Origin of the sequence: Clostridium cavendishii DSM 21758, assembly GCF_900141845.1 — a bacterium.
GTDB lineage: Bacteria > Bacillota > Clostridia > Clostridiales > Clostridiaceae > Clostridium_AG > Clostridium_AG cavendishii.
Map to the genome: position 1 here is coordinate 50339 of NZ_FQZB01000012.1, position 26968 is coordinate 77306.

The window sequence follows — 26968 nt, forward strand, 5'->3', positions numbered from 1 at the left end:
CTCACTAATAATGTAATCCTTTTTTAATAATATACTCAAAACAATCAGGCTTTACTTAATATTTATTCTATAATTTCTTTTTTTAAAATCTTATTATACCCTGATACACATATGTCAAAGTCCATTTCTTTATACTTTTTCATAGTATTAATATAGACATTTTTTTACAATATGCATTTAGAATAATTTTCCTAATATTATCTCCAACTAAAAGTACATTATCTTCTTCATCTAAAACACTTATTAAATCTATTGTATGTCCTGGTATGTGAAATAATTTAATTTTATCCTCTGAAAAATATAGTTCATTTTCAAAAACAAAGTCAGGCAAATACATTTCAACCTCACAACAACAATAATTATAATACTTTTACATATGTAAACTAAAATTCCTTATTAATATTTAATTTAATGTAATATAAATTAAATTTTGTTTTATAAACTAATAATTATAAAAGTTATTATAAAATTTTATAAAAATTTGAAATTATAATTTACATAAATAAATTTTCTTCGTCATTATATTAGTGTATAGAAAATCATCCGGAAGATTCTATAATATTAAATTAAATTAGGAGGAAAAATAATGGGACGCTCAAATTCAATTAATAATTTAGCTAATCAAAATCAAGAATTTAATAATTATATGTCTCAATGTACAACAAATTTAAAAAATAGGACAAAGTCTGAAACTGATGAATTTTTAAGCAAGGTAGATGAATTTTATTCTTGCAACAAATGGGATAAAAAACCTTTAGGGGATGGAGAACATTATGATTATTGTCAAAAAAGTGAATTTTCACTAGATGGAGTTACTGAAACCATAAAAGGTATAGCAAAAGCTGTATTTGGAGGAGATTCTAGTCCAAAAGGAACAACTATTCAAAAAACTGAAGAAGTTGCAAAAGCTATTTTAAGTATCGCAGATTTTCAATTATTAGCATTAAACGCAGCTACAGCATTCATAACAAATATTATGGATGCATTTAGAAATTCAGCATCAGCCAATTATCAATATACAATATCTTCACAATCACTTGCTCCAGGTTTAACTCTTCATGTTTTATGTTTAAATGATTCATTTCAAAGAAAGGATTTTTTTAATAATGAATTCATTATTGAAAATGTATTTAGTTTTAAATTAATTTATTCATTTGGAAAAGCAATGGTGGAAGAAAATATGGAATATTTTCAAAAACATGCCCAATTAATCGCAAAATTAGAATCATCTCAGGATACACTTCAAGATAAATACAATGAAGCACTAGTTGATCCAACAACCTCACAAGAAACATTGGATCTTTTACAAAAAAGATTAGATATGACTACAAGCATGATAAACAAATATAGAGATGAAATGGAAAAGATTAAAGATTCTTATGAAATTAAATTAAATTCTATAAAAAATAATTAATTCATATTACTAAACAATTTTAAGGGAGTGATAATTATGAATTATAATATAATATGTAATGCTATTAATGCTAGTGGTAGTAAAGGAATTCATGAATTTGATCAAAGCAGAATTGCAAAAGATACTGATATAAATATAAAGAATGGAGTTTGTCGTGCTCTTGTAATAATGTGGCTTAAAGCAAAAAAGCAAAATTTAGAATTTTGGAAAGATAAAGGTGAAAATGTCACAAACCTGCCTGAAGAATATATTTTGTTAAGTCAAGCTGTTAATGTACAAGAGGAATATCAAAGAGCCGTAAAATTAAGCACACGGTTTGCTCCTGATGAAGCAACTCTTGACAAGCTTAAGAAAGCTGGTTTAGCATATTCTCAAGATGATGTACTTGCCTCAGCACAAGAAGGTTTTGCAGAAAATAGAATAATCAATGAACCAGCTAAAATATCAGAGCATATTTTAAATTCAAAATCACGTTTTTATATTTTAAGTGCTTCTGGACCTAGAGGGTGTCATTCAATAGGTATACATCGTCCTTATTCATTAATAGGAAAAAGTAAAAATATTTATATCTTTGATCCTAATATAGGAGAGTTTGAAGCAACTACTTCTTCTAATGTAAAAGATTTATTAATTACTATAAATACACTAGGGTACGGCGCCAATGTTATTGATGGTGGCTATATACTTTGGAGTTATCATGATTAATTTAAGCGAGTAATAATTTAAATTAGCAGTGATTAAATAATATCCTGGGGCTGTATCAGATTGAAAATTTTATTAAACTGATACAGCTTACTTTTTATTTTATTCAAACAAATTATTTTTCAATGAAAATGACTCCTCTTTTTTTATACAATAATATAAATTTATTTAATATAGCTCCATTATTAATTATAAATAGAATATTATTATTATCTTTTAACTTAATATTATTCCCAATTCATCTCTAAGCTGTTTCTGATTTTTTTTAAAGCCTTATTTCTTATATTATTTATTGATTGTCTTGAAAGATTTAGTTTACTTTCAATATCTTTATATTTATTATTCATATAGTATATTTCTATTATTACAACCCTTTCTTTTTCTGACAAATTTTCTAGCACCATTTTCATAAGTATACTTTCGTCAAAAGCTGAATTTGCTTTATCAGTTAATACATCGGTTATTAATTCCGTTGTTGTATATCTATTCTTTTTTAACTTTCTATATATATCTATATACTTATTTCTTAAAGAAGAGTATAGATAATTAACTATGATTCCCTCATTCCTAGTCTTAAAATTTGATAAATTTATTTTTTGTAATAATAATATAAAAAATATAACTAAATCAGTTTCTGCTTCATCATAATTTAATTTAGAACTAAATTTTCTTATAGATGGATAAAATCTTTCGATAATTGTATAAAGCGCGTCCTTATCGTCATCTTTAGCTCTTTCTATTAATTCACATAAACTTTCATTCATACACTTAAATTCCTTTCAGTTACAAATAGACTAATAATTAAAGACGATTTTTTTAGAATAAATGTAAAATATTATCATGTAAAATTTTATATATATGAAAGAAAGTTCCTAATGTAATATTTTTAGCGGTTTTTATAAAAATATAAAGAATGCTTGATATTATAATCTTTTTATAAAAAACAAAAACGGATTACATTATAAATGCAATCCGTAACATAAATTATAAAAGTTCAATATTAAATATATTATTAAGATTTAATTGGATAATTTTCTTATTAACTTTTTAATTTTCTCTATATATCATCTTTATATAATTTTTTGATAAATAACAGTAAAACTTTAATCCCTTTATTTATTTTTTTAGATTTTAAAATACCAATTATTAAATAATCAAAAAATTTTATTTTGTTTTTTAAATATAGACTTTGAATAGTTTTAAACATCAAAAGTTACAATATCCTCTTTAATTAATAAAGTCATATGGAAGTCAATCATTGGTACTGTTGAAATAAATTTAAGTGGAAGTTAAAATTCATTAGCTTACTAATACTTAAGGGTTATCTATCAATTAAAAAGTAAAATGCCTATACCTTGTTTTACTTTGTATTTCAAGATATAGGCTACTCTTATTTTTAAATTGATAATTTATTCTTAATGCTTTATAAAATTTAAATATTCTAAACTAAGAATTTATAGTTTTTGATAACTTTGTTCATCTACTAAACAAAATGTTATATTCTCGAATTTATATATTACTGAATTATGATGTAATGGATTTATTACACTATATAGTATAATTATATTTTTTGTCATATCCACTTACTGTTTTTATACCAGTATTTACTTCCTCATGATTTATATTATTTGCCTCGTATACTATTTTTATAAATTCTTTACTTATTTAAATTTATTTTTCAATACGTTCTCCATGAATCCAAACTCTACCACCATCTGGACACTTTACATCAAACTGCGGAGAACGAATTTCTCCGTAGTCCAAATTTGCACCATTTTGCAATGCATATACTAATGGATACATATAATTCCATAGTTCATGACAAATTGGTGGACATAAGTCATCTACAATATAATTATCACCTTTTTTACAATATCCGCACCTGCACTTACTTTCTACTACTGTCAACTTAACCTTAGCCATTGCTTTTTGCCCCCTATAAATCATTATTCTTCAGTGTTATCTATAAATAGTCTATATTTCTTAACTATTTACATTGGTGACATATGTATTAACTGAACCACATCAAGTTATTTTTTCTATTCTAACATATGCTTATTCGCTACTTTTTCTAGATTTTATTAATATGAGACTCTAGTCTCTTTAAATCTCTAACAAAAATAACTACTCAAAATTACTGAATGTCTATTACCTTATTTAATAAATTATTTTAATATTTCCTTACTTTTAAGTAGCTATAAAGTTTGTTATTTATAACATAATAAATAACAAACTTTATAATTTAATTATTTTATAATTCCTTTTATATCAAATAACATATAAACTCACTATTATTTTTACATTAGTGAAATATTAAATATATTATCAAGATTCAACTGATTTATTCTCTTATTTATTTCTTCTATATCTATAGTATATAAATTCTTGTCTTTCATCCTCTTAAAATACTCAGAACCTGCAAAAGTATACCTAGTCTTTCTGCCTTCTCTTGATGCTACTTTATCATTTGCATAACCTATAATATCTCCAACAGCTATAGATCTTGGAAGTATTAACGATGGCATTCCAAGCCCTTGTCTCACAGCATTATAACCTGCTAAAGTACCTGTACATATAGCTTCTGGTTGCCATAACAAATAACAAACTTTATAAAAGGTATTTATTACGATTTTCATTTTATTATTGTAATGATTATATTGATAATTAGAAATGTTAGTCACCTTTCACTTCAAATTCCATAGTATCCCTATTGAAATATACATCTTTACTTTTACGCCATAGGTTTAAAAGTTTTTCATACTCTGGAATAGCTCTTTCCATCCATATTGAACTAATTTTATTTAATTGATGAAGTGCATATTCAAAAGCTATTTTTCTATGATCTGACATTAGATTATCATTATCACGGGATATACTATCATTATTTTTCCGCTGTTTCACTTCATAATTAAACCCATTATGAGTACATATATGTTGAAATACAGTATATTTAAATTCAGCAATGTCATCTGTTTCATAATGGAAACTTTCATTTCCTCTGTCATAAGCAAAAAGTATATATTTACCATAGTTATATTCGATGCAGAGCTCTCCGCAATCTAACCCACGGCCACAACAAATACTTTGAAAATCTTCAATATTATTTTTTTTGGCAATTTCTTTTAATTCATTATAAATTATGTCTCTATTAATCATTTAAACTCCTTTTAACAATATAGCTTAATATTATCTTATATTGTCTTTATACCAATCATATATTGAATATTTTCCATTATAAATCCCACCTGCTCTTGTTCCCTGGCATGTAATATCTTTACCCCAACAATCCTCGTGGATAACCACCCTACCCCTTTTTGGGAAAGCTAGTATTTTTCCATCTCTTGCTTCAATTCTATACTCAGTACCTCTACTTGAAATAGCTTTTCCACTACCCTTTTCAAATAGTTTATTGTATACTTCAATAAATGTAGGCATCTTATTTACTCCTTTTAAATTAACAAAAAACTTGTTTATTTTTCTTAAACTTTAACTTTCTATTATAAGTATTGAAACTTATACTTAAATATAGTAACAATTTAACTGCATACCCTTAGAAATTGATATATCATAGAATATATGCCATTAAATTTATTCTATTTAATCTAAACTTAATTTGATTAGACACATTTGGTCAATTTTAATACAAGCATTTATTTAATCTCTCTTTTTAAAAATTCAATTTATAATTTTATATATTTGTTTTTATTGTATAAAACGTATCCCAGCTCTTGAAGAACTCCTCCTATGCTTGTGAAATTACACGGATTACTTGCTGCTCTTTTAGAAAATTTTTTATTATACCAGCTTCTATTTATTGATCCATTTAACTCACATTCTCTTATAGCATATTCAACCTCGGTATATAGTACTTTCTTATAATTACCTTTCTTACCTATTCTATAAGTAAACCCGTCATCTGTTACACTTATTATGCTACTAACACCTCTTATTTTTTTAAAATTCATTCCGCTATAAATATTATTTTTAAAAAACTCTATGTTTATTTCATTCTTCATTTTTATTACCCCAACTTTCTATTATAGATATTTGCTTGCAATAGATAAAATATGTAAACAATACAAACAATGTAAATATCTTTTACCAAAAGATATGTTGAGCATAAATATAACATATAATCCTCCCATTAACACCTAAAATTAAAATTAGAAAATAGTAAAATTGTTTTCTTCATAACTCATATTATACCATATTTATAACTAAAATTTGTTTATGAGGATTATTTTTACAAAAGGGAATAAAATATATTTTTAAAAGTATATTTTTAATAATTATTTTTAAGTTTATAAGTAGTATATTTAGATTATATTCTTACAATACAAAACAAAATCCATTGAAATACCTTTATTACATTTCTTTTAACTTTAGTATAAGCATCTCTAAATATTCTTGTGGAAGTTTTTTTAATGCTACATCAATAATAACTTTAGCTACTAACTCATTAAAAGCTTCCCTATTTTCTTCCTTTGGATAAATACATTTTATGTTTTTAATTTTTCCTTCTATATTCCCCATAAGCTTCCTGATAATTAAATGCTATCTTTATATTATATGCTGTTTCTTTTTGCTTACTGCATATTGTAATAAATTTTTTGGTGTAAAAACTTAAAGCCTCCATAAACTAAATTAGGATGATACATAAGAAGAGGTCTTATGTATAAAAAATACCTATCTAAATATAATCCTTCTATTTACTCGAATAATCCTATCCTTATAGAAATACATTTTACTATAAGATACTTAATTAGCAATCCTACTGAGGTGTATTAATGATAGCCGCTATTTACTCAAGAAAATCTATTTTTACAGGTAAAGGAGATTCTGTAGAAAATCAAGTTCAAATGTGTAAGGAATATGCAGAAAAGAATTTAAACATATCTGAATTTCTTATCTATGAAGACGAAGGCTTTTCAGGAGGTAATATAAATAGACCTAAATTTCAAAAGCTTCTAAAAGACATTAAAGAAAAAAAGTTTAATTGCCTTATCTGTTATCGTCTTGATAGAATTAGTCGTAACGTATCTGATTTTTCATCTACCCTAGAATTATTAGAAGAATATAATATTAGCTTTGTGTCTATAAAAGAACAGTTTGACACTTCTACTCCTATGGGAAAAGCTATGGTATATATATCTAGTGTCTTTGCTCAGCTTGAAAGAGAAACTATAGCAGAAAGAGTTAGAGATAATATGCTAGAACTTGCTAAAAGCGGAAGATGGCTTGGAGGTCAAACACCATTAGGTTTTGGTAGTGAAAAAGTTACTTTTTTTGATAATGAATTTAAAGAAAGAACCATGTATCAGCTAATCCCAATTGAAGATGAACTAAACTTAGTAAAACTCATCTTTAATAAATATTCTGAATTAAAATCCCTTCGTAAAGTAAATCAATATCTCCTAGAAAATAACTTTAAAACAAAACAAGGTGCAAATTGGAATGTAAGAGCCATTTCAGACTTATTAACTAGCCCTACATATGTAAGAGCTACAAAAACTATATTTAGCTATCTAGAATCTAAAGGAATTTCCTGTGTTGGGACTCCTAACAGTAAGAATGGAATTTTGACCTATAATAAAAAGAAAGGAAAAAAATCATATAGATCTACTGAAGAATGGATAGCAGCAATTGCAAGACATGAAGGGATAATCCCTGCCACTGAATGGCTTAATATACAGAAAACACTAAAAGAAAACAAATCTAAAGCTCCAAGACTAGGTAAAACTCACAATGCTCTTCTTACTGGAATTCTAAAATGCGGACACTGTGGATCCCCTATGACTGTTATTCATGGGGATTTAGATGCTAATGGTAATAAACGTTTATACTATGTTTGCTCTATGAAAATTTATTCTAAAAGAACTAGATGTAATAACGGTAATTTGAGAACTATAGATATCGAAAAGGTGGTATTAGATAAGTTAAAAGAGATTACTGTAGATAATGGACTATTAATTAAAGAGTTAGAAAAATTTAAACTCCAAAATCATATTAATACTGAAAACATTGAAGTTGAAAATATTAAAAAATCTATAAAAGACAATGAAGTTGCAATAGAAACTTTAATAAAACAACTTGCAGAAGATGAAACTTCAACTATTACTAAGTATGTAGTTGCTGAAGTTGAAAAACGTGAGAAATCTATTAAAGAATTGAAACTTAAACTTTCACAAGCTTTAGAAAAACAAACAAATGTATCTTCTTATTACGAAAATATAGATTATGTTATTAATACTATTAGAAATTTTTACTCTAATATATGCTTTGAAGATTTTGAAGTGAAAAAATTTATAATATCCTCTCTAATTGATAAAATCACCTGGGACTCCCCCACTGGAACTGTTGAAATAAATTTATGGGGAAGTTAAATTGTATAACTACTAAATTTAAAAAATATATCCAGGTGAAAAGCCTATAGCTTGTTTTATTTAGTAGTTCAAGATATGGGCTTTTCGTATTTTTTATAACTACTTTAGTCTTAATACTTTATAAAATCCAAACTAAGAATATATAGTTTTGTTATTTATTAATACTTAGTTCACGTAAAATGTTATATTCTCAAGTTTATATACTATTGAATTGTTATATAAAGGATTTATTATCCTTATAGTATAATTATATTTTGTATCATATCCACTTATTGTTTTTATATCAGTATTTATTTTCTCATGATTTATACTATTTGCTCCATATACTATTCTTATCACATTAAATATAATTTCTAATATCTCTAATGAATTTTTATCTTTAAACTTGCCTTCATAAACAATTTCACCAAAGGTATCACTTGATGTTATATTATGCTCTCTAAAAGAATCATCAATAAACATGAAATGTTCATTTAAACAGAAAATAGATATTTGCCAAGGATAAAAGCAAATAAAAAAATCCTCTTTATCGCCATCTAGCTTTAAATATTTTATCTCCTTATCTTCGCAATCAATTTCAAATTTAAAATCAACATTTGGTAATCCTTTAATATGAGATAATAAATGTTCTTTTATATCTTCATTGGATATATCTACACTGCGTCTCATAATCCCTCCAGTTTTATAGTTTAAATATAATATTTCTTTAAGTTATTGTATTTTATGGCTAATTAGATAAATTAGAATTTTAAACTTTCTTTTCTCTTTCAATATAATCATCTACCAGTTTCCAAAATCCTTCAAAATCATTATTAATATAGGTATCATTTTCTAAATCAAGATATCTATCATAATCTTCTATATCAAAATATTTACATTTTTTTAATATTTCGGCCTCTTCTATTGCGCCACAATTTTTTAATGCAATAATAGTTTCATTTACGTACTCTTTAGTTGAATTATTGAAGAAACCTACCAATCCTTCCATTTGTAATTCTGTATCATAATCAATAATAAAAATCACATCTTGTACAAATTGTGGATACTTTTTAATTTCATTTCTATTTATTGGCTCATTATATATATCTGCCATTGATTGTAAAAAATCATCAGCACTCATTTCATTTATTCGTTTTAAGGCTTTATCTATAAAATTCATTAGAACATCTCCAATACAAATTACTGTTTTTTTGGGATAGTATATTCTTGCTAAAGATTCTAAAAACAATAGATAATCTTTATTAAAGTCTAGTTTTTTATTTAATTATTTTATATAATATCTAGGGAGAACCATTTTTTAAATTGCTGTACTACCTGATCTGCATGGGCACTATCATGTATAATAAAATATTTATATAGTGGCCCTTTTAAAAATTCAAGTAAATCATTTCTAATTAAATTCAGTTTCTCAATTAAAATATTCCTATCACATTCTATAAAGCAAATTTCACTTCTTTGCTTTTTATTAAAATCATCTTCCCATATACGAATGTTATTTCCAATATACTCAAAGCTAGGATACGGGTCATGACCTAACCAAGGTAATTCTTTAATAATAGTGGCATCCAATACTTCCTTCCAACCCGCAACAACAACTTGGGAATATCTTTTTATCTTCTCCAATAAATAAAATTCCTCCAGCAATAGCTATTTCATCTTCAGATAGCAGTTCTCTTATGACTAATTCTTTATCTTGTTCAATATTAATATTATTATATCCTAATAATTCAATCAAAAATAATTCCACATCCTCTTCAGAAGACTCTCTATCTAAAATAACAAATTCCTTTCTCTCTATGCTATCATCAATCCAACTTGGAGCATCATAATATGGATTTTGAATTATCGCATCAACTTCTATTAATTTACAATTACCCACTTTGCTCACCTCTATATAATTTAACCTACTTAAATGCTTTAAAATAAACAAATAGTGTAGCTTTTTAATTAAGTTTCATATTTTATTTATGACTTCCATAATAGTAACCTAAATAATCAAAAAATATGTGATTTTTTATTTTAACTTCATTGAATATCTTCACAACAACTTTCACAATTTAAATCTAAAAATTCTATAATCTCTTCTTTTTGCGCATTTTTAAAAAAAGCATATACTGACCTCATAATATCACCCTTTAGTACTATTAAAAAAATTTAGTCTTTTAATCTTAGGATTTGATACTTAAGTATATTATTAATATTTATAATATACTTATAATAAATATTATTGATAATATATATCTATCTTTTCCCACATACCATTTTTAATTGAAAATATCGCCCTTAATTCTATATTTACAAATTCACCCCAATACCCCATTACTACTTTATCTGACTCAAAAGTAATCCATTCAAGAGAAACTATATAGTTTCTAATATCAAATTTCCCCTTTTGAAAAGAATTATTGCAAAATTCTTGTACCATATTATCAATTTCTTTTATATGTAGTAAAAAGCTTGCCACTACATCATTACTTACATTTTCATGTCCATCTATTTCAATAGAAAAATCTAATTCATTGCAATCAATTAATACTGTTTCTTGTGTTTTATCTGCTGCCTCCCATATTTCTAAAATAATATCTTCAGGATATCGATTCATCTTAATTTTATATTTTGAATTCTCCACTTGTGTATATTCCTTCCAAAACACTTTTATATATTTGACCATATGTTACTTGTTTATTTTTCTTTTTTAAAATTTGTTTTATTATATATTATGCTAGTTTTGTTTAATGACACAAATTGGAATTTGCAACTCCAAAACAAGAATCAATAATACCATTGCCAAAGTTGATAATTATATTCATCATCGCTAACTAAAGCAACATCAATCACTTTTTTATCTACTAAGTCAATTAAGCAAAATCCTTCACCAAAACCACATTTGCAAGAACCATGTAAATCATTAAGTTTCAAATCATGATACAATAATTGAAGTACTGCTTCAGATAAGTTACTAATAGTAATTTTAGCATAACCTTCATAATATCCACCATTAATAAAGATATATTCTTTTTTACTTGTTAATTCTGCTTTATCTATAATCCATTTACAAAATTGATTATCATCAGTCGTGCATGTCAATTTACTGTACGGCTCAATATTACTTTGTCGCCATAATTCATAGTATAAAGAAATAATATTTTTATAATAATCTCTCTCATCACCAATTTCATATATTTCTATAATAGTTATTGCATTCATGGAGTTCATTAAATTTTTGAAATATAATTGTTTCCTTTTATGTTCAATCAATTCTTTTCTGTCCATAATTAATTACTCCTAATATTCATTTTGCAATAATAAAATCTTTTAATAACTTAGAATTTGAAAATTTATTTTTTATTGTTTACCTGTATTAAAAAATCAAATTCCAATTTAATTATCTCACTCATAGGAATTTCTCTACGATGTCTACTTTCTAATGAATCAGCTTCCACCCATAAGAATGGATAAAAACTTATTCCATTATCATTACTTATTCTTTTCATATCATCTTTCCATGTGTTCCATCTATAATCCTTGTAATATGTATCAGTATCTCCATGAAATGCCCAATAAAGAAACTCTGAAAAAGAAATATCCATAGACTCCCATTCCAAGCAGTCAGGTGAAAAATAACTAATGTTTCCATCATTAAGAATTGCAAATAGACCACCTAAAACATCTTCTGCAAAAATAATATTGGAATATGGAAATAAATCATTTCTTTCATAAAAGTTCAATTCTCCAGATCCGTAAAATCTAATCCAGTTTTCAACTATAATTCCACCAGTTTTAAAAAGAATAGTTCCAAATAAACTTTCTTCATTTATTTGATATACTTTCTTAATACAATTCAATATTTTAATATCAATAGGAAGAAATTTTATCTCTTTTTTAGAATTTTCAATACTCTCTAAAATCTTTTCATACCTATTCATTTATCTCTCCTACAAATTACTATTTATTTTACTCAACACTAAATTGAAATCTGTCCAATTCCGTATTATGTTCATAATATCTTCTTAACAGAGAATAGAAGATGAGGCATATCAATGCCACGGTAATGCTTGATAAACTTATCTACACAAGTCATTCCATTTCGTATTGCTACGTTTTGTGACGGTATATTTGTATCTCGAATAATAGAATATACTTCTTTAGCATCTAGCTTATCAAAGGCGTATTCCTTACAGGCAATTGCGGCCTCACTTGCATATCCGTGATGCCAGTGTTCTTTTTGAAAAAGATATCCGACTTCCAATACTTTATCGTTGTTGCAATCTTGCATTGACAACCCGCATTGTCCTATCATTATACCTGTTTCTTTCAAAACAACTGCCCATAGACCAAAGCCAAATTCTTTATAACGTTCAATTTGTCTGTCAAGCCATCCTTGAACCTCATCAAAGCTAAATGCACCATCATAAGCATACATTACATCATCATCCTGTAAAATCTTACAAAGAGTCGGAAAATCTGCTTGTGTCATTTCTCTTAAAACTAACCGCTGAGTTTCTAATACCATGCTATTACCTCCTATAAATTAGGTTAAAATCTGCAATACAAATTACTATTTCTCTAAATATCATATAAATTATCCTTATTTTGAACTTCTAATTTGCAAGGTCGTGCATATTGTATTTTCACGATATTTACAACCTATAAGAATATTGAGATATTAATACGAAGTAAAGATTATTCTCATCTTTTGTATCCATAAATTATTATATTTTTACCATTTAATTCATAAGGTATGTTGTTTCTTTCTAAAATTTCTAAAACTTCTTTTGTTTCATCTATTAACTCGTCCTCAATTAACTTACCTCTATGTTTGTAATAGTAAGGTGCTATTTCCATCCATTCAATCCAAAAACATGGATACAATAACTCTAAAGCCCAATCACCCCAATATGTAGGTTTTGATGTCATTTGAGGATTACTATTTGATAAAATATCCTTTACAAAATATGCTGGTGGAAATTTCAAATCATGTATATCATTTATAAGTTCTTTCCACTTTGTATTATTCATTATGGAAAAATATCCATTATTCTCAACATACTCTTTAACTTTACGTTTTTGTTTTTCCATTTGTTTAATGACTTCATCACTTGTAGTGTCCAGTAGATCCAGTTGTTTCAACGAATGTATCTCCTTCATAATAGGTACCCTCATTATCATAAATGCCTAAAATTTTCTTGTCATTAATCTCTATATCTGTGATTCTAGTAACCATGTGAGTCTTAATCTTTAGCTCTTTTAGTTTTCTAGAAACTTCACCTTCAATTTTATTAACATCATAAAGAGATGCATGTACACGCCTTACAGTATTGCAACAAAATTGAATAATTTAACATTTACTATAAATACTATAGAACAATACACATTATCAGAATATGATACATTTGGGCAAAGGTTGAGAAAGTTACGAAAGATTAATACTCTTACAGCTAATAAGTTGGCTATTAAAATAGGATTTACTACATCAGGAATATTAAATATGGAACATGATAAAGCATTCCCCTCTCCTAATGCATTTATTAAGTTATTAGGTATTTTAGGAAATGAATTGATTCTAGATAATTATACTAAATATCTTGTTTCTAATTCAAACGATATTATTAAAAAATGGAGAAAAGACAATACTATAAATGTAAAAGATGCTGCAAAGTATTTTAATATTGGAGAAAATACTTATAGACGATTAGAAAAAACTACATTAGTGACTAAACAATTATTTAATAAACTAGAAAACAAAATAAAAAAACTTAAGTTTTTTTAGTCCAATTGTTCTTTTAATTTAATTTACTTTATTTCAATGTAGGGCGTATTTATTATAATAAGACAAAACAAACCCAAAATTTATACCTCATTTATAATAAATGGTATATAGTTTATTTTAAGATTTAATTAAAATAACTATATACCATATCTTTATATTTTTTATGTATTATATATTTTATATCGAACTAATTATATTCTTATTATAAATCAATTTTTAGCTTTATTATATAATTTTATTAATGGCACACTCTGCCTTCTCTTCTACCATGAATTATATAATGATCATAATATTTTTTGTAATTTTTCCCAAACGCATCTTTTATATCTGAATTTCTCTGTGCATAAATTCCAGGATTGAATTCTTCAGAAGCTACTCTACCTTCATTCATTCCATATTTCATAAAATGAGTTAATATACCTAAATTTGAACCTAATGCTTTTACATCAGAATTTGCCTGCTTATAATAAATCATATTAAATACTGGAGATAATACTCTATCTTCCTTATATCCATATTTTTCAAAATGTATATATGCACCTTCATAAGTATTTCCAACAGCATCTTTAACATCACTATTATTTGCTAAATAATAACCTGGATCAAATATAGCTGACGGACTTCTTCCTTCTTTCTTACCGTGTTCTTGCCAATGTTGATATAATTTATCATAATCATATCCATAAATATCTCTTACATCTGTATTAGCATCTGCATAGAAATTTGCATCAAAAATTATTCTATCAATTTCTTCATATGGATTAACTGGAACTGGTGGCGTAACTGGTGTATCTTTAATTATTCTTCTAGCTGTTACATAATTGTATATAGGTCCTATTTTTACACCGTCTTTTGGATTCGCAGCATGAATGATATTACCATTCCCAACATATATTCCAACATGTCCATAATTTTCTTCTATTACAATATCACCAGGTTTTAAATCTGATATATTTGAAACAACTTGTCCATAATTATGTATTGAATCACCTTCATATCCAATATAAGAAGGAAGATTAATATCAAACTGTTTAAATACATATGAAACAAATCCTGAACAATCAAATGAATTTGGTCCTTTTCCTCCCCAGCGATAAGGTTTTCCTAAATGTTTTTTTGCCTCAGCAATTATATCAGAAGTAGTCGTAGCTGCAAATGCTTGTCTTGAAAAACAAGGCATAATTATAGTGGATAACATCATTATAGTAAATATTATTATTTTTATATTTATTCTTTTTCTTTTCATATGTCCCCCTTAATTCAAAAAATTAGTCCAAAATATAAAAAAATACAATACATATAATAACATATTAAGTGTTTAAATGCAATATTTTTACATTTTTCGCAATTATTCAAATAATTGTATTTTTTATTTTCAAGGTTATAATAAACATAAAAGTTTTACACTTCATTCTTGTATCTATAGAATAAAGAGTAAAACTTCTATTTTGTTCCTATTATTGTTTAATTGGTTTTGGTAACCTAGAAATGAAACTAGCATACCCACCAGAATAATAAATTAAATTTAATGAATTGAATTTATATTCAAAGTCTGGCAATTTAAATACTTGTATGAATTGATGGGTATTTCAATAATTTTGAGATCGAATAAGGTTAATAACGGTGCTGTTATTCATTAAGAGCAATGAGTACATTATACTACTAATATCTGTTTCGTAACAAGCTTAATAATTATAAATATTACAATCTCTATGTTTAGACATGATAATTGTTGAGAGACTTCACCTCACAAATCATTCTTTAGACAATTCAAAGATTAAACTAATTTAAATAATTATTAGACTTTTTAAAAGTTAGTTAAATGAATAGATACATATATGGATTATCATAATAATTACAGATACCAATGGAACTAAAAAAAGACTTCTGATATTTTATATAATAAATTGATTTAACATAAAATATATAAAGTTTGCTATTTATATCATAATAAATAACAAACTTTATAACTTAATTATTTTTTATTTTACTTTTATATAAACCAATTATTATTTTTATATTAATGCAATATTAAATATATTATCAAGATTCAACTGATTTATTCTTTTATTTATTTCTTCTATATCCACAGTATACAAATTCTTCTCTTTCATTCTCTTGAAATACTCAGAACCTGCAAAAGTATACCTAGTTTTCCTACCTTCTCTTGATCCAACTTTTTCATTAGCATACCCGATAATATCTCCAACAGCTATGGATCTTGGAAGTATTAAAGATGGCATTCCAAGCCCTTGTCTTACAGCATTATAACCAGCTAAAGTACCTGTACAGATAGCTTCTGTATGACCTACAAAAAGCCCTGCTTTTTCTCCAGCGCAAAAGAGATTTTTAACTTCCTCTACTTTCATGTCATCAGTCCTTGGAGCTACTGATAGGTATCTTATAGAATTTCCTTTTCCACCAGCATAAGGATCTACATACTTAGCATTCTCTAACCCTTTAATCTTTCTAAGTTTTTCTAAAGGATAATAAGTTGTCATTAATTTTGCATGCCCAGTATCTAAAAGTATTAAATTTTCTGCAAATTCATTTAAAGCATATTGTTGACACACCTTAGTTGCTAGCTTATCATAGTTTACATCTTCCTTCGGCAATTTTAAAATTACAACACCTTTTTCATCTAATTCTTTAACTATTTCATAGGAAAGACTTTCCTTGGCTAATTTACAAGAACCACTAAATGCACCTAGTTCATCACCATTTCTTTCACCTTGGATGTCTGCCACTCCAGCCCTTTCACTTATAGATATTCTTGGACCAAAAGATGGACATCTAAGTATGCACATAGAACATCCATTACCATACCTTAAGCAATTTCCCATAGGTCCAGTAGATCCAGTTGTTTCAACGAATGTATCTCCTTCATAATAGGTACCCTCATTATCATAAATGCCTAAAATCTTCTTGTCATTAATCTCTATGTCTGTGATTCTAGTAACCATGTGAGTCTTAATCTTTAGCTCTTTTAGTTTTCTAGAAACTTCACCTTCAATCTTATTAACATCATAAAGAGATGCATGTTCATGCCCTGGAAAACTTATATTTTTATGACGACTTAAATTATCACATATATTAAAAAGCTCAGGAGCTCCCATGGCTATCATTTCCTCAGCTGCAGTAAAACGACCATTATTCCTCATTATGCCACCAACATTTCCAAGACCTAGAAGCAAATCTGTTTTTTCAAAAATTTCTACATCAGCACCAACTTTTTTTGCTGCTATGGCAGCTGCAACACCAGACCAACCTCCACCTATAACTAATACCTTCATATAAATCTTCTCCCTTCAAAGATATTTCTGGGATCTGCTTGGACTTTGCATAATCTTTTAACCTTATGTCCTGCAAATCTAGCAGTACAGCTTCCACAAACCCCTTCTCCACAACACATTTTTGCATTATTACAGCAAGATACCTTAACATGTTTATTCCCTGTTGAATCCAAAAAATCTAAAAGCTTATAAGTTAAAATATCAGCACCTGCTGAATGAATTAATTGTAGATTTTCATCTTTTATTTTTCTTAAAATTAGCTCTTTTATCTCATCTGTAAGCTTTCCTTTATTAAGTAAACTCATTTCCTCATAAACTGGAGTGTACTTATCAATTAAAAATTTTGCTGGTATATCAGTATATGGCTCTCTATCTAAAATTACATCAACTTTGTTATTCTCATTCTTAAGCCTTCTTATAACAGGTAACATTGGTGCAACACCAATTCCCCTCGCAAGTACTAAACAACTTTGATTCCTCATTGAATTAATATTCTTAAGTCCAAAAACTCCATTCCAATAAGGACCTCTTATTACAATACCTAAACCTTTTTTTAAATTCAAAAGCTTTTTAGTCTTTATTCCTCTAATCTCTATTAAAAGGCTTATAGCATTATTATCAACATCTGCTTCCATTATTGAGATAGGAACATCAAAATAAAAATTTTCATCTGATCTTATAAAAACATAACTACCTGGATGTACTAAATCTAATGTTAGTTTATGTGGTGCAATGAATTTTATATATATCACATTGTCATCATAACTAATAACTTCATCAACTTCACAAACATAAGTCTTTCTACTAGGCTTTGCTACATTTCCATTATTTTTAAGCTCTTGATATATACAAACACCTTTCCAATTTACACAATCACAAAAATTCTTACCTTGGCATTGTGAACAAAGTATACATTCATTAGCTTCTGCTAGATGACAAGGACAAGATTTAGCTATAAAAGAGCGATAAATTGGAATATGCTTGTTATAAATGTTAAAGAGTATGAAAATTATAAGTTAACTGAAGAATTTAAGCCTATAACAACTGGAGATTGGATTAAGTACTATAGGTTAAAAAATGGATGATCACAAATGACATTAGCAAAAAAACTTGGATTAAGTGAAAAACAAGGCAAATATATAATTAAAGATTATGAAACAAGAGGTGTGTATACTTCTAGAGAGTTATCAATTAAACTTGCTAAAATATTTGAAATAGAAAGTAAATATTTCTCTGATGATTACTTTGAATTTATAGATAAAGCATCAACACTACTTAAAAATTCAGATAAAAATTTAAAAGAAATTTTAAGATAATATAATAATTTAAACTTCACCATTTTTTGCGTAGAGTTATAATAAACTTATATAGTTTTAGAATAAGGTTATATCATATTCTTTGAATTGTGAACAAAAAACACCGTAAAATTTCGATACAATAATACGATGTTTTAAATAATTATTCAGTTTCTATTGTTGTAACGTTAATAAGAATAATCTTTTAATTAACTAATCTAGAAATTTTGAATCTATACATTTTTCTATATCCTGTATTTTGAAACATGAAAAGGAAAAATGTTTGAATTTCCAATTATTCCTTCATTTAATTACATAAAATTATCTACATTCTTCAAAATTATAATTCAAACTATTCGAGCAATGATTTTCTATATTCTTCTTTGTTTATATATATACAAATCAATTCATGAAAAATGTTATTTTTTTTGTTTAATAATACATCATTTATTTCATCCTTATAAACCACAAGTCTAGTTTTATTTTTTATTATGTTGAATAAGCAGCGAGTTGATTCTGTAACGGTTTCAGCTAGTATTTTTGTTTCCATAATTTTTATTGCTTTACACATTGCTTTATTCCGTTTAAGGAATGTTGCAATTTCCCAAAATAAATTATAGTTTTCTGTAAGTGTTTCTCTTTTTAAGATATTATCAACACTATTACCCTTAAGAATATTTAATGTATCGACTATATCTAAATATGCAAGAGAAGTAGTATAAATAATTTTCTCAAAAGAATTATTATCTTCTAGACGCTCTTTTAATAGTTGATAAATAAAATTATTAAATTCGTCATTTGTTACCTTCATTAAGGATTCATTTTCAATATAAGCCAATAAAGTTCCGGTGGTAATAGAATTTAAGTATATTTCATACATTTCTTTAGCCAATTTCATTTGATTATCTTCACTATAACTCTTACAGATATAATCAAAACCGTTCTTAATTGTTTTATTTACATTATCTTTTAATCTTATATTATTGTAATTATCTCTTGTTATTAAATCATTAATTTTTATATATATATTATGACTTATTTTTTCGATACTGTATTTATTTGTAATTTCAATATCTACAAGCTCTCCCCTTTGATTGGCAAGTATTTCTTTGAAGCCACCTGTTTTTCCTGCAATAATTAATCTCTTGGATGCTAATGCTTCTAGTGCTACATACCCAAATGGTTCATATAATGAAGGTGCAATTACTATATCTGCTGCTTTATATCCAATACACATTTCTTTTAAATGTTTATCTAAGTTATCACTAATATCATTTTTATAATAGAAAACGGAGTTTAAAAATGATGCTTTATAACATTGCGAAACCTTTCCATTCTCACAGTCGTTTGAAGAGGATTTTGAAGGTTTATACTCAATATTATCTTCATTAAGAACTAACTCAGGACCAATATATAATAACTGTACCTTATTGGGGTAGTTAGCAAATAATTCATCAAATACCTTATGAACTATTTCTATACCTTTTCGTATTGTACATCTACCAACAAAAGCAACAGTAAATTTTTTTGTATCAAATTTACTATTTTCTATGCCAATTACTTTATTTCTTATTTTTTTACGAGCTTCTTCTGGTGAACAATCAACTATATTTGCGTCTAGAAATGGTTCAAGATAGAATGGTGCATCTAAAATTCGTGTGTAATGTTGAATTTCTTTTGGTAACTCCTTACGATGAGCTTCTGATAAGGCTATTATATAAGGAAGGGATGAATAGTATTCATTTTCCCAATATAATATCTCTTTTTTACTGTTATATAAATCTTCAACTCTATCATATTTCATTTCAGATGATAAAAGACTATGAGAGGTAAGTACAACAGGGAATTCCAAGCTATGTGCATGATAAGCAGAAATACTGTTATGTGCATGAATAACATCCCCTTTTCTTTTTTGTGAAACCACATCATAAAGTTTCATAGATGCTGCTACTCTAATTCTAGGCATACCTTTTAACTCTTCTTCATTTTCTAATTCTAAATTTTTGAAAGTATCAAAAATAGGATATGAATTATAAGTAACCTTATTATTTAAATATTTACTCATAATTTTTTTTAATGTCTCATAATAGGTCTGTACTCCTCCAAATCCATCATCATTAAATGTAATGTGATCAATATTTAGATGTGGGCGTAATTTTTTCACTAACCTTTTAAAAAAACTCTCAGCATTTTCTTGAAAATATCTATAGTCTTCTTCATCTCCTAAATTGATTTTTTCTTCATCGTCTATATTAACAACATATATAGATTGATTTCTTTCTTGTATACATTGTCTTATACTTTTTCCTATAGCATCTTTATAAAAGCTATATCCTATAAAAATAAAAGTTTTATTCTCTTTAAAGTCATTCAAAAAGGCTTGAAAAATACTTGAGGTTGTTGCTTCTTTTATATCAGCTTTTGAAAAACACATATCAAATGGTGAATGTATATCCCCACATAACTTTATAATATCACAGTTTCCGTTAATATTTGACTCATAATAAATTTTGGTATTATTGCCTTTAATATGGGAATACTTATTATATTTTATACAATTTTTATCTAGTACATACTCAAGCATACAATCTATATTTGTAGTATAAACTTTTTTAATATACCCTTTTCCTATAAGAAATTGTAATATCATATATTCAGTTGAAATTTCAGAATTGTAAACCGTAGACAAATTGTTTGTAATAAACTCTCTGAAATACTTATCAGAAGTTTCTTGTTGACATACTTCAGCTAAGTTCCATAAATCTATTTTATGGTTTTCATTAACAAAATCATACAAATAGTTTGTCTCATCAGCTCTAATTATTTCAATTAATTGTTTTGAGGTTGGAATCCCACTATTATATGAAATACCAGCTCCTAAAAATACATATACTCCAGCATCATGTCTATTTTCCAAGGAATGTAACAGATCAAGTGGTATATTGCGCTGAGTCATTTTATACATCATCTCCTTAAATTTTAGGCTTTTAATTTATTAAATTCATATAATCCTTTACATACTTTACTAGATTATATCTATACTTGCCATTTTATATTATAAAAAAATACTTCTCGTAAATCCTACATTTTATTAATGAGGTTTTCACCACAGCTGTCATTAAATTTAGTTATCCTCCCATTAATTAATGAATAATATATTTGTTTAAATGATTTTACAATATGCTTATCTACTTTAAGAATATTGTAAAATCATTCACACAATCTCAAGCAGCTTGTTCATTGTTTTACATACATAGGTATTAAATATAAGAGCATTTTACAACATATATACATTTCAAAAGACAATTATAATTCAAATATATAAATACATATTAACATTTACATTCATATTTTACAATTATTTGATAGTAGGTTGTTATGTATTAAAATAGAAAAAGATTTCAACAATTATCCCATGATCACTAAACACCTTAGAAGAAAGACCGTAATATTTTATATCTTAAAATATTGAACCCATTAGCTCTGAACACTTTTAATAAAATAATCAAATACTTAATTTATAACTTATGCATTTTAATTCCTCCACAAAGTTTAACCCACTTAATAAATACTGATTAAAGTATAACTTATAATTAGTTCCATATTCATTTTTTAAATCTGAATATCTTTCAGCATATGCTTTAGGATCAAAATTCTTACTAGCTTGTCTTCCTTCATTCATTCCATGTTTTATAAAATGTTCTAAGAAACCTAAATCTGAACCTAACCCTTTTAAATCTGGATTTGCATTTTTATAGAATTCCATATCAAATACTGGAGAAGATTTTCTATTTTGCTTATACCCATCTATAACAAAATGTTCATACACAGCTTGCCAGTTATTTCCGTAAGTAGCTTTTACATCACTATTGTTTACTGCATAATAGTTTGGATCAAATACTGCTGATGGCGCTCTTCCTTCTTTTTTACCATGTTCTTGCCAATGTTCATATAATGCATTGTAATCATTTCCTAACCATTTTAAGTCTTGATTTCTTTGTGCATAAAAATCAGCATCAAAAATTACTTTATCAATACTTTCATATGGGTTAATTGGAGCTGGTGGTGCAACTGGGGTATCTTTAATTATTCTTCTAGCAGCAACATATTCATATATTGAACCTATCTTCACACCATCATCTGGATTAGCTGCATGTATAATTTGTCCATTTCCAATATAAATTCCTACATGCTCAGGTACAGCAGCTGTCCCTCTTTCAAACACTAAATCTCCAGGTTTTAATTCTGATCTTGATATAGCTTGTCCTTCATTTATTTGAGTATAAGTAGTTCTTGATAAATTATATCCTACTTGTCCAAATACATACTTAGTAAATCCTGAACAATCAAATACATTTGGGCCGTTACCTCCCTTAACATATGGTTTTCCTAAATGTTTTTTTGCTTCATTAATTATATCGGAAGCTGTACCTACTGCGAATGCTTGTCTTGAAAAACATGGCATAACTATAGTACATAACATCATTATAGTAAATACTATTATTTTTATATTTATTCTTTTTCTTTTCATATGTCCCCCTTAATTTAAAAAATTAGCTTAAAATACAAAAATACAGTACATATAATAACATATTAGGTGTTCAAAAGCAATTTTTTACATTTTTCGCAATTATTCAAATAATTGTATTTTTTATTTTTAAGTTTATAATAAAATAAAAGTTTTACTCTTCATTCTTGTATCTATAGAATAAAGAGTAAAACTTCTATTTTGTTCCTATTCCTGCTTAATTGGTTTTGTTAGCTTAAATCTGACATTTCTCAATTCTTTATAAAATCAATTACTACTCCATCCGGTTCTAAGATCACTTTTATCACTTCTAAAAATTTAACAGTTCTAAAGCTAAATTAATCCTCTAAAGAGTATTTAATTCTTTACCTAATTTATAATCTATTTCTTTATACCATAAACCTCTGTCAAAATAAATAAAGCCTGCTATTTATCTGATTTATAGCTATATACAACATAAGGATGCACAACTCTTTCACTTAAACCTGATGATAATGAGTAATATTTTATTTTCATTTTCTTTTTTGTTATAAAAGCAATATTTATCTCTCTATATTTTTTCTTTTCTTCTTCAATATCAAAATTCCCCTTTGGTTCAACCACAAAATAATTCATAGATTCTTTTGCACCATTTTTCATATTGATAGTAGCTTTAACTTTATTTACTATTTCTTGAAATTCTTTTTTATAAATATCATTATTAAATTTCATTTGCTCATTTACCATCTCAATGACTGTTATATCCTCTGACTTTATATTAAGATTCAATAAATTTCCATCATTCGAAAGTTCATATCCTCCATAAACTCCAGATTTACTAAATATGAAAATACCAGCCTGCTCTAAATAACTTCTGTATTCTCTAATTTGCCTTTCACTCACCTCAAGTTCCCTAGCTAAATCTATACTCTTCATTCGTCCTCTACTTTGTAACATTACAGCCATCTTCAATGCATTTCCAATTTTACTAATAATACCACCTCCCTTTATAAGTATTTCTACAATTAAATTGTAAATCCTTTTACATTTTTCAAAGATAGCGCTCATTTATCTCTATTTTTATTCATTCTTTTTCAAATTTTTATTCTGAAGTGACTCTATATGTTATAATATGATTTCTACAATATAATTTAAAAATTCTACATTTAATTGCAACATATATAAATTTAAAGCACCATGAATTAGAATCATGATGCTACTTATGTTTTATATTCATTTTGTTTTTAGTTTTAGTAAAATAACTAATCACAGCTCTATTAATTTTAGTAATTATCCCATAATAACTAAATATTTTAGAAGAAAGACGAACCCATTAGCTCTGAACACTTTTAATAAAATAATCAAATACTTAATTTATAACTTATGCATTTTAATTTCTTTAAAGCTCTATTTTCAACATAATATTAGCCTTTCTTCTTTTATTTTCATCTATCCCTATCTATTAATCCTATTAGTAAATTACTCTTTTTGATTTTTAAGATTTTCTACTATCGCTAAACATTTCTCTCTTCCAAACTGAGCATATAGTGCAATAGCTAACCTTTTTGTATATGCATCCTGTAGCTTTTCATTAAACTCACCTTTTACAATTACATTTATCGGCTTGTCTAATTTTGCCATGCACTAACCTCCTTTAATATAGCTGTACCTTATATTAATATGCCTTAATTTTAGCTTTCTTTCATGCTTTTTCTTTTTATCTAATAAATAACTTCTAAATAATCTATTTCCTAGTTATTAATAGAATAATTTTTAAATAGAATACTACAAAAAGCTTAATTTCAGATATTATTTTACTTTGAATTTATAAATGAATTGTTTTTAAGAATTAAATATATAAAATTTATCTTTTGTGTGAGGAGGTAATGCTAATGATTGCCGCAATATATTCTCGTAAGTCTGTTTTTACTGGTAAAGGTGAGTCTATAGAGAATCAAATAGAGCTTTGTAAGGAGTATACTACCAAGCATTTTGATGAAAAGGTTGAAAAATTTCTTATATATGAAGATGAGGGCTTTTCTGGAGGTAATGTTAATAGACCTAAATTTCAAGAGTTATTAAAGGATGTTAAAGAGAATAAAGTAGATATTCTTATTTGTTATAGGCTTGATAGAATTTCAAGAAATGTGGCTGATTTTTCTACTACACTTGAGTTATTACAAAAACATAATGTAGCTTTTGTATCTATTAAGGAGCAATTTGATACTACTACTCCTATGGGGAGAGCTATGGTTTATATATCTAGTGTTTTTGCACAACTTGAAAGGGAGACTATTGCAGAGCGTGTTAGGGATAATATGCTTCAACTTGCTAAGACAGGGCGTTGGCTTGGTGGTCAGGAACCTTTAGGTTTTTCTGCTGAGAAGATAGTTTATATAGATGAAGAAATGAAGGAACGAAGTCTTATGAAACTTTCTCCTATCCTTGAGGAAACTGAAGTTATTAAGTTAATCTTTTCAAAGTATTTGCAGCTTAAATCTATCTCTCAGGTAGTTAAATTTTTAAACCTTTCTGGTATAAAAGGTAAGAATGAAGGTGAATGGGCTCCTACTCAGGTAAATAGGATTTTAACTAGCCCTATTTATGTTAAGTCTTCAGAAGAGACTCATAATTTTTTAAAGCTCCAGGGTATTAATGTCTTTGGAGAGCCTAATGGTCATGGATATTTGACTTATAACAAAACTAAAAATATAGCTACTGATAGAGATAAGTCTGAATGGATTGCAGCTGTAGCAAAGCATGCAGGTATTATAAATGCTAATGATTGGTTAGCTATTCAGTCTTTAATTAATAAGAATAAGAGTAAGAAAATCTCTAGATTAGGTACTGGAACTAGTAATAATGCACTTCTAACTGGTCTTTTAAATTGTGCTTGCTGTGGTAGCAAGATGTTAGTAAAGCAAGGTCACACTTCTAAAAAAGATCCTTCTATACGTTATGACTACTATGTATGTAGTAAAAAAGATAGCTCTTATGGAAAGAAATGTACTAGTAGTAATATAAGAGTTGATAGACTTGATAATCTTGTATTACGTGAGATAAAAAATTACAATACTGATTTTCTAATAAAGAACTTAACTGAGGTTATAAATGAAAATAATGTAACCTCTGCTATTACAAATCGCAAGTCTATTATAACTAATGAAATTGAAGAGAAACAAAATTTGATTTCTAGTCTTATCAAAAAACTTTCATTAAGTCCAAGTGAAGAAATATCCAAATACATTTTTAAAGAGATTGAAACTATTAATTTTGATATATCTAATTTAAAGCAAGAGCTTGAAAATATTAATAATGATAGAAACGAGGTTACTACTAAGCTTAAAGATATTTATATGATTATAAATATGCTTAAAAGATTTGATTCTACTTTTGATTTAATAAAGGATATTACTCAAAGGCGGTTTATGCTCCAGAGTGTAGTTAAAAGTATTTCTTTTAATACTAAAACCTTTGATGTTATTGTTGATCTTCTATGTGATAAAAAGAAATAGAATTTGTAGAACTATTTTTAACCAAAAAATCGTTGTTTTATAATCAAAGCACAGTATTCAGTTCCCGCATCAATACAATCTATCATTTC

At 26.5% G+C, this 26968-nt stretch carries 31 protein-coding genes and 1 pseudogene; 7 read left to right on the top strand and 25 right to left on the bottom strand.

Annotated elements, in window-relative coordinates:
* Positions 1-139: 139 nt before the first annotated feature.
* Positions 140-337: an MBL fold metallo-hydrolase gene (locus BUB01_RS14010; protein WP_072989038.1), complete on the bottom strand. Its 198-nt coding sequence runs from the start codon at positions 335-337 to the stop codon at positions 140-142.
* 249 nt (positions 338-586) lie between these two features.
* On the opposite strand from BUB01_RS14010, the gene BUB01_RS14015 reads away from it, so the two are divergent.
* Both BUB01_RS14015 and BUB01_RS14020 read left to right on the top strand, forming a co-directional pair.
* Positions 587-1414: a hypothetical protein gene (locus BUB01_RS14015; protein ID WP_072989041.1), complete on the top strand. Its 828-nt coding sequence runs from the start codon at positions 587-589 to the stop codon at positions 1412-1414.
* 36 nt (positions 1415-1450) lie between these two features.
* Complete coding sequence (locus tag BUB01_RS14020) at positions 1451-2119, top strand: YopT-type cysteine protease domain-containing protein (RefSeq protein WP_072989045.1); 669 nt, start codon at positions 1451-1453, stop codon at positions 2117-2119.
* Positions 2120-2343: 224 nt separating this feature from the next.
* Here the strand turns inward: BUB01_RS14020 and BUB01_RS14025 are convergent, their stop codons facing one another.
* The 7 genes and pseudogenes from BUB01_RS14025 to BUB01_RS23240 form a co-directional block, all read right to left on the bottom strand.
* Positions 2344-2880, bottom strand: a complete 537-nt coding sequence (locus BUB01_RS14025; RefSeq protein WP_072989048.1) for an RNA polymerase sigma factor — start codon at positions 2878-2880, stop codon at positions 2344-2346.
* A 907-nt stretch (positions 2881-3787) separates the two neighbouring features.
* Positions 3788-4039, bottom strand: a complete 252-nt coding sequence (locus tag BUB01_RS14030) for a TIGR04076 family protein (protein ID WP_072989050.1) — start codon at positions 4037-4039, stop codon at positions 3788-3790.
* A 374-nt stretch (positions 4040-4413) separates the two neighbouring features.
* Positions 4414-4698 (bottom strand): annotated as a pseudogene (locus tag BUB01_RS14035) (FAD-dependent oxidoreductase); the annotation flags it as partial.
* A gap of 91 nt (positions 4699-4789) precedes the next feature.
* Entirely contained in the window at positions 4790-5272 is a 483-nt protein-coding gene (locus tag BUB01_RS14040; RefSeq protein ID WP_072989053.1) for an Imm63 family immunity protein, read from the bottom strand.
* Positions 5273-5302: 30 nt separating this feature from the next.
* Positions 5303-5551 carry a hypothetical protein gene (locus tag BUB01_RS14045; protein WP_072989056.1) on the bottom strand — a complete coding sequence of 83 codons (249 nt, stop codon included), beginning with the start codon at positions 5549-5551 and terminating at the stop codon, positions 5303-5305.
* Between the two features lie 245 nt (positions 5552-5796).
* A complete protein-coding gene (locus tag BUB01_RS14050) occupies positions 5797-6132 on the bottom strand; it encodes a hypothetical protein (protein ID WP_072989060.1) in 336 nt (111 codons plus the stop codon).
* 349 nt (positions 6133-6481) lie between these two features.
* A complete protein-coding gene (locus BUB01_RS23240; RefSeq protein WP_159433252.1) occupies positions 6482-6649 on the bottom strand; it encodes a hypothetical protein in 168 nt (55 codons plus the stop codon).
* A gap of 254 nt (positions 6650-6903) precedes the next feature.
* On the opposite strand from BUB01_RS23240, the gene BUB01_RS14055 reads away from it, so the two are divergent.
* The gene (locus BUB01_RS14055; RefSeq protein WP_072989065.1) at positions 6904-8499 is read left to right on the top strand and encodes a recombinase family protein; all 1596 of its coding nucleotides are present in this window, start codon (positions 6904-6906) and stop codon (positions 8497-8499) included.
* A 165-nt stretch (positions 8500-8664) separates the two neighbouring features.
* On the opposite strand, the gene BUB01_RS14060 is transcribed toward BUB01_RS14055, so the two are convergent.
* The 10 genes from BUB01_RS14060 to BUB01_RS22945 all read right to left on the bottom strand — a co-directional run bounded on the left by BUB01_RS14060 (position 8665) and on the right by BUB01_RS22945 (position 13837).
* Positions 8665-9168 carry a hypothetical protein gene (locus tag BUB01_RS14060; RefSeq protein ID WP_072989068.1) on the bottom strand — a complete coding sequence of 168 codons (504 nt, stop codon included), beginning with the start codon at positions 9166-9168 and terminating at the stop codon, positions 8665-8667.
* 79 nt (positions 9169-9247) lie between these two features.
* Positions 9248-9658, bottom strand: coding sequence for a DMP19 family protein (locus BUB01_RS14065; protein WP_072989070.1), 411 nt, complete (start codon positions 9656-9658; stop codon positions 9248-9250).
* 110 nt (positions 9659-9768) lie between these two features.
* Positions 9769-10068 carry a hypothetical protein gene (locus tag BUB01_RS14070; RefSeq protein WP_072989073.1) on the bottom strand — a complete coding sequence of 100 codons (300 nt, stop codon included), beginning with the start codon at positions 10066-10068 and terminating at the stop codon, positions 9769-9771.
* Positions 10049-10378 carry a hypothetical protein gene (locus tag BUB01_RS14075; RefSeq protein WP_072989076.1) on the bottom strand — a complete coding sequence of 110 codons (330 nt, stop codon included), beginning with the start codon at positions 10376-10378 and terminating at the stop codon, positions 10049-10051. The genes BUB01_RS14070 and BUB01_RS14075 overlap by 20 nt, the downstream gene beginning before the upstream one ends.
* A 345-nt stretch (positions 10379-10723) precedes the next feature.
* Positions 10724-11170, bottom strand: coding sequence for a hypothetical protein (locus tag BUB01_RS14080; RefSeq protein ID WP_207649994.1), 447 nt, complete (start codon positions 11168-11170; stop codon positions 10724-10726).
* A 101-nt stretch (positions 11171-11271) separates the two neighbouring features.
* Complete coding sequence (locus BUB01_RS14085) at positions 11272-11772, bottom strand: hypothetical protein (RefSeq protein WP_072989081.1); 501 nt, start codon at positions 11770-11772, stop codon at positions 11272-11274.
* A gap of 65 nt (positions 11773-11837) precedes the next feature.
* Positions 11838-12425, bottom strand: a complete 588-nt coding sequence (locus BUB01_RS14090) for a DUF2625 family protein (RefSeq protein WP_072989084.1) — start codon at positions 12423-12425, stop codon at positions 11838-11840.
* 71 nt (positions 12426-12496) lie between these two features.
* Complete coding sequence (locus BUB01_RS14095; RefSeq protein WP_072989087.1) at positions 12497-13012, bottom strand: GNAT family N-acetyltransferase; 516 nt, start codon at positions 13010-13012, stop codon at positions 12497-12499.
* Between the two features lie 176 nt (positions 13013-13188).
* Complete coding sequence (locus BUB01_RS14100) at positions 13189-13629, bottom strand: DUF6678 family protein (RefSeq protein WP_084108818.1); 441 nt, start codon at positions 13627-13629, stop codon at positions 13189-13191.
* Positions 13595-13837 carry an FAD-dependent oxidoreductase gene (locus BUB01_RS22945; protein WP_143152507.1) on the bottom strand — a complete coding sequence of 81 codons (243 nt, stop codon included), beginning with the start codon at positions 13835-13837 and terminating at the stop codon, positions 13595-13597. Before BUB01_RS22945 ends, BUB01_RS14100 begins: the two co-directional genes overlap by 35 nt.
* Here BUB01_RS22945 and BUB01_RS14110 point away from each other — a divergent pair.
* Positions 13829-14269: a helix-turn-helix domain-containing protein gene (locus tag BUB01_RS14110; RefSeq protein WP_207649995.1), complete on the top strand. Its 441-nt coding sequence runs from the start codon at positions 13829-13831 to the stop codon at positions 14267-14269. The two genes, BUB01_RS22945 and BUB01_RS14110, sit on opposite strands and share 9 nt — an antisense overlap.
* Before the next feature lie 238 nt (positions 14270-14507).
* Here the strand turns inward: BUB01_RS14110 and BUB01_RS14115 are convergent, their stop codons facing one another.
* The 3 genes from BUB01_RS14115 to BUB01_RS14125 all read right to left on the bottom strand — a co-directional run bounded on the left by BUB01_RS14115 (position 14508) and on the right by BUB01_RS14125 (position 18539).
* Entirely contained in the window at positions 14508-15515 is a 1008-nt protein-coding gene (locus BUB01_RS14115) for a C40 family peptidase (RefSeq protein WP_072989094.1), read from the bottom strand.
* A gap of 769 nt (positions 15516-16284) precedes the next feature.
* Positions 16285-17562 carry an FAD-dependent oxidoreductase gene (locus BUB01_RS14120; protein ID WP_072989096.1) on the bottom strand — a complete coding sequence of 426 codons (1278 nt, stop codon included), beginning with the start codon at positions 17560-17562 and terminating at the stop codon, positions 16285-16287.
* Complete coding sequence (locus BUB01_RS14125) at positions 17559-18539, bottom strand: sulfide/dihydroorotate dehydrogenase-like FAD/NAD-binding protein (RefSeq protein WP_072989099.1); 981 nt, start codon at positions 18537-18539, stop codon at positions 17559-17561. The genes BUB01_RS14120 and BUB01_RS14125 overlap by 4 nt, the downstream gene beginning before the upstream one ends.
* On the opposite strand from BUB01_RS14125, the gene BUB01_RS23245 reads away from it, so the two are divergent.
* Both BUB01_RS23245 and BUB01_RS14130 read left to right on the top strand, forming a co-directional pair.
* Entirely contained in the window at positions 18495-18647 is a 153-nt protein-coding gene (locus tag BUB01_RS23245; protein ID WP_159433253.1) for a hypothetical protein, read from the top strand. The two genes, BUB01_RS14125 and BUB01_RS23245, sit on opposite strands and share 45 nt — an antisense overlap.
* 6 nt (positions 18648-18653) lie before the next feature.
* Positions 18654-18878 (top strand): hypothetical protein, encoded by a 225-nt coding sequence (locus BUB01_RS14130; RefSeq protein ID WP_072989102.1) that lies wholly within the window; start codon positions 18654-18656, stop codon positions 18876-18878.
* A 331-nt stretch (positions 18879-19209) separates the two neighbouring features.
* On the opposite strand, the gene BUB01_RS14135 is transcribed toward BUB01_RS14130, so the two are convergent.
* From BUB01_RS14135 to BUB01_RS23250, 4 genes are all read right to left on the bottom strand, one after another.
* Complete coding sequence (locus BUB01_RS14135; RefSeq protein ID WP_072989104.1) at positions 19210-21813, bottom strand: glycosyltransferase; 2604 nt, start codon at positions 21811-21813, stop codon at positions 19210-19212.
* A gap of 549 nt (positions 21814-22362) precedes the next feature.
* Positions 22363-23388, bottom strand: coding sequence for a C40 family peptidase (locus BUB01_RS14140; RefSeq protein ID WP_072989108.1), 1026 nt, complete (start codon positions 23386-23388; stop codon positions 22363-22365).
* Positions 23389-23811: 423 nt separating this feature from the next.
* Entirely contained in the window at positions 23812-24432 is a 621-nt protein-coding gene (locus tag BUB01_RS14145; protein ID WP_072989111.1) for a helix-turn-helix transcriptional regulator, read from the bottom strand.
* Positions 24433-24843: 411 nt separating this feature from the next.
* On the bottom strand, positions 24844-25005 hold the full coding sequence (locus BUB01_RS23250; protein ID WP_159433254.1) for a hypothetical protein: 162 nt from the start codon (positions 25003-25005) through the stop codon (positions 24844-24846).
* Between the two features lie 251 nt (positions 25006-25256).
* Between BUB01_RS23250 and BUB01_RS14150 the strand changes: the two genes are divergently transcribed.
* Positions 25257-26879: a recombinase family protein gene (locus BUB01_RS14150; RefSeq protein WP_072989114.1), complete on the top strand. Its 1623-nt coding sequence runs from the start codon at positions 25257-25259 to the stop codon at positions 26877-26879.
* Positions 26880-26968: the final 89 nt, after the last annotated feature.

Bases quoted from the DNA above. Each gene is read 5' to 3' on its own strand.
- BUB01_RS14120 (WP_072989096.1), bottom strand. From the start codon at position 17,562: ATGAAGGTATTAGTTATAGGTGGAGGTTGGTCTGGTGTTGCAGCTGCC.
- BUB01_RS14065 (WP_072989070.1), bottom strand. From the start codon at position 9,658: ATGAATTTTATAGATAAAGCCTTAAAACGAATAAATGAAATGAGTGCT.
- BUB01_RS14085 (WP_072989081.1), bottom strand. From the start codon at position 11,772: ATGGACAGAAAAGAATTGATTGAACATAAAAGGAAACAATTATATTTC.
- BUB01_RS14050 (WP_072989060.1), bottom strand. From the start codon at position 6,132: ATGAAGAATGAAATAAACATAGAGTTTTTTAAAAATAATATTTATAGC.
- BUB01_RS14030 (WP_072989050.1), bottom strand. From the start codon at position 4,039: ATGGCTAAGGTTAAGTTGACAGTAGTAGAAAGTAAGTGCAGGTGCGGA.
- BUB01_RS14025 (WP_072989048.1), bottom strand. From the start codon at position 2,880: ATGAATGAAAGTTTATGTGAATTAATAGAAAGAGCTAAAGATGACGAT.
- BUB01_RS23245 (WP_159433253.1), top strand. From the start codon at position 18,495: ATGACAAGGACAAGATTTAGCTATAAAAGAGCGATAAATTGGAATATG.
- BUB01_RS14015 (WP_072989041.1), top strand. From the start codon at position 587: ATGGGACGCTCAAATTCAATTAATAATTTAGCTAATCAAAATCAAGAA.
- BUB01_RS14060 (WP_072989068.1), bottom strand. From the start codon at position 9,168: ATGAGACGCAGTGTAGATATATCCAATGAAGATATAAAAGAACATTTA.
- BUB01_RS14115 (WP_072989094.1), bottom strand. From the start codon at position 15,515: ATGAAAAGAAAAAGAATAAATATAAAAATAATAATATTTACTATAATG.
- BUB01_RS14130 (WP_072989102.1), top strand. From the start codon at position 18,654: ATGACATTAGCAAAAAAACTTGGATTAAGTGAAAAACAAGGCAAATAT.
- BUB01_RS14135 (WP_072989104.1), bottom strand. From the start codon at position 21,813: ATGACTCAGCGCAATATACCACTTGATCTGTTACATTCCTTGGAAAAT.
- BUB01_RS14140 (WP_072989108.1), bottom strand. From the start codon at position 23,388: ATGAAAAGAAAAAGAATAAATATAAAAATAATAGTATTTACTATAATG.
- BUB01_RS14145 (WP_072989111.1), bottom strand. From the start codon at position 24,432: ATGAGCGCTATCTTTGAAAAATGTAAAAGGATTTACAATTTAATTGTA.
- BUB01_RS14020 (WP_072989045.1), top strand. From the start codon at position 1,451: ATGAATTATAATATAATATGTAATGCTATTAATGCTAGTGGTAGTAAA.
- BUB01_RS14095 (WP_072989087.1), bottom strand. From the start codon at position 13,012: ATGGTATTAGAAACTCAGCGGTTAGTTTTAAGAGAAATGACACAAGCA.
- BUB01_RS14040 (WP_072989053.1), bottom strand. From the start codon at position 5,272: ATGATTAATAGAGACATAATTTATAATGAATTAAAAGAAATTGCCAAA.
- BUB01_RS23250 (WP_159433254.1), bottom strand. From the start codon at position 25,005: ATGGCAAAATTAGACAAGCCGATAAATGTAATTGTAAAAGGTGAGTTT.
- BUB01_RS14080 (WP_207649994.1), bottom strand. From the start codon at position 11,170: ATGGTCAAATATATAAAAGTGTTTTGGAAGGAATATACACAAGTGGAG.
- BUB01_RS14090 (WP_072989084.1), bottom strand. From the start codon at position 12,425: ATGAATAGGTATGAAAAGATTTTAGAGAGTATTGAAAATTCTAAAAAA.
- BUB01_RS23240 (WP_159433252.1), bottom strand. From the start codon at position 6,649: ATGGGGAATATAGAAGGAAAAATTAAAAACATAAAATGTATTTATCCA.
- BUB01_RS14055 (WP_072989065.1), top strand. From the start codon at position 6,904: ATGATAGCCGCTATTTACTCAAGAAAATCTATTTTTACAGGTAAAGGA.
- BUB01_RS14010 (WP_072989038.1), bottom strand. From the start codon at position 337: ATGTATTTGCCTGACTTTGTTTTTGAAAATGAACTATATTTTTCAGAG.
- BUB01_RS14150 (WP_072989114.1), top strand. From the start codon at position 25,257: ATGATTGCCGCAATATATTCTCGTAAGTCTGTTTTTACTGGTAAAGGT.
- BUB01_RS14045 (WP_072989056.1), bottom strand. From the start codon at position 5,551: ATGCCTACATTTATTGAAGTATACAATAAACTATTTGAAAAGGGTAGT.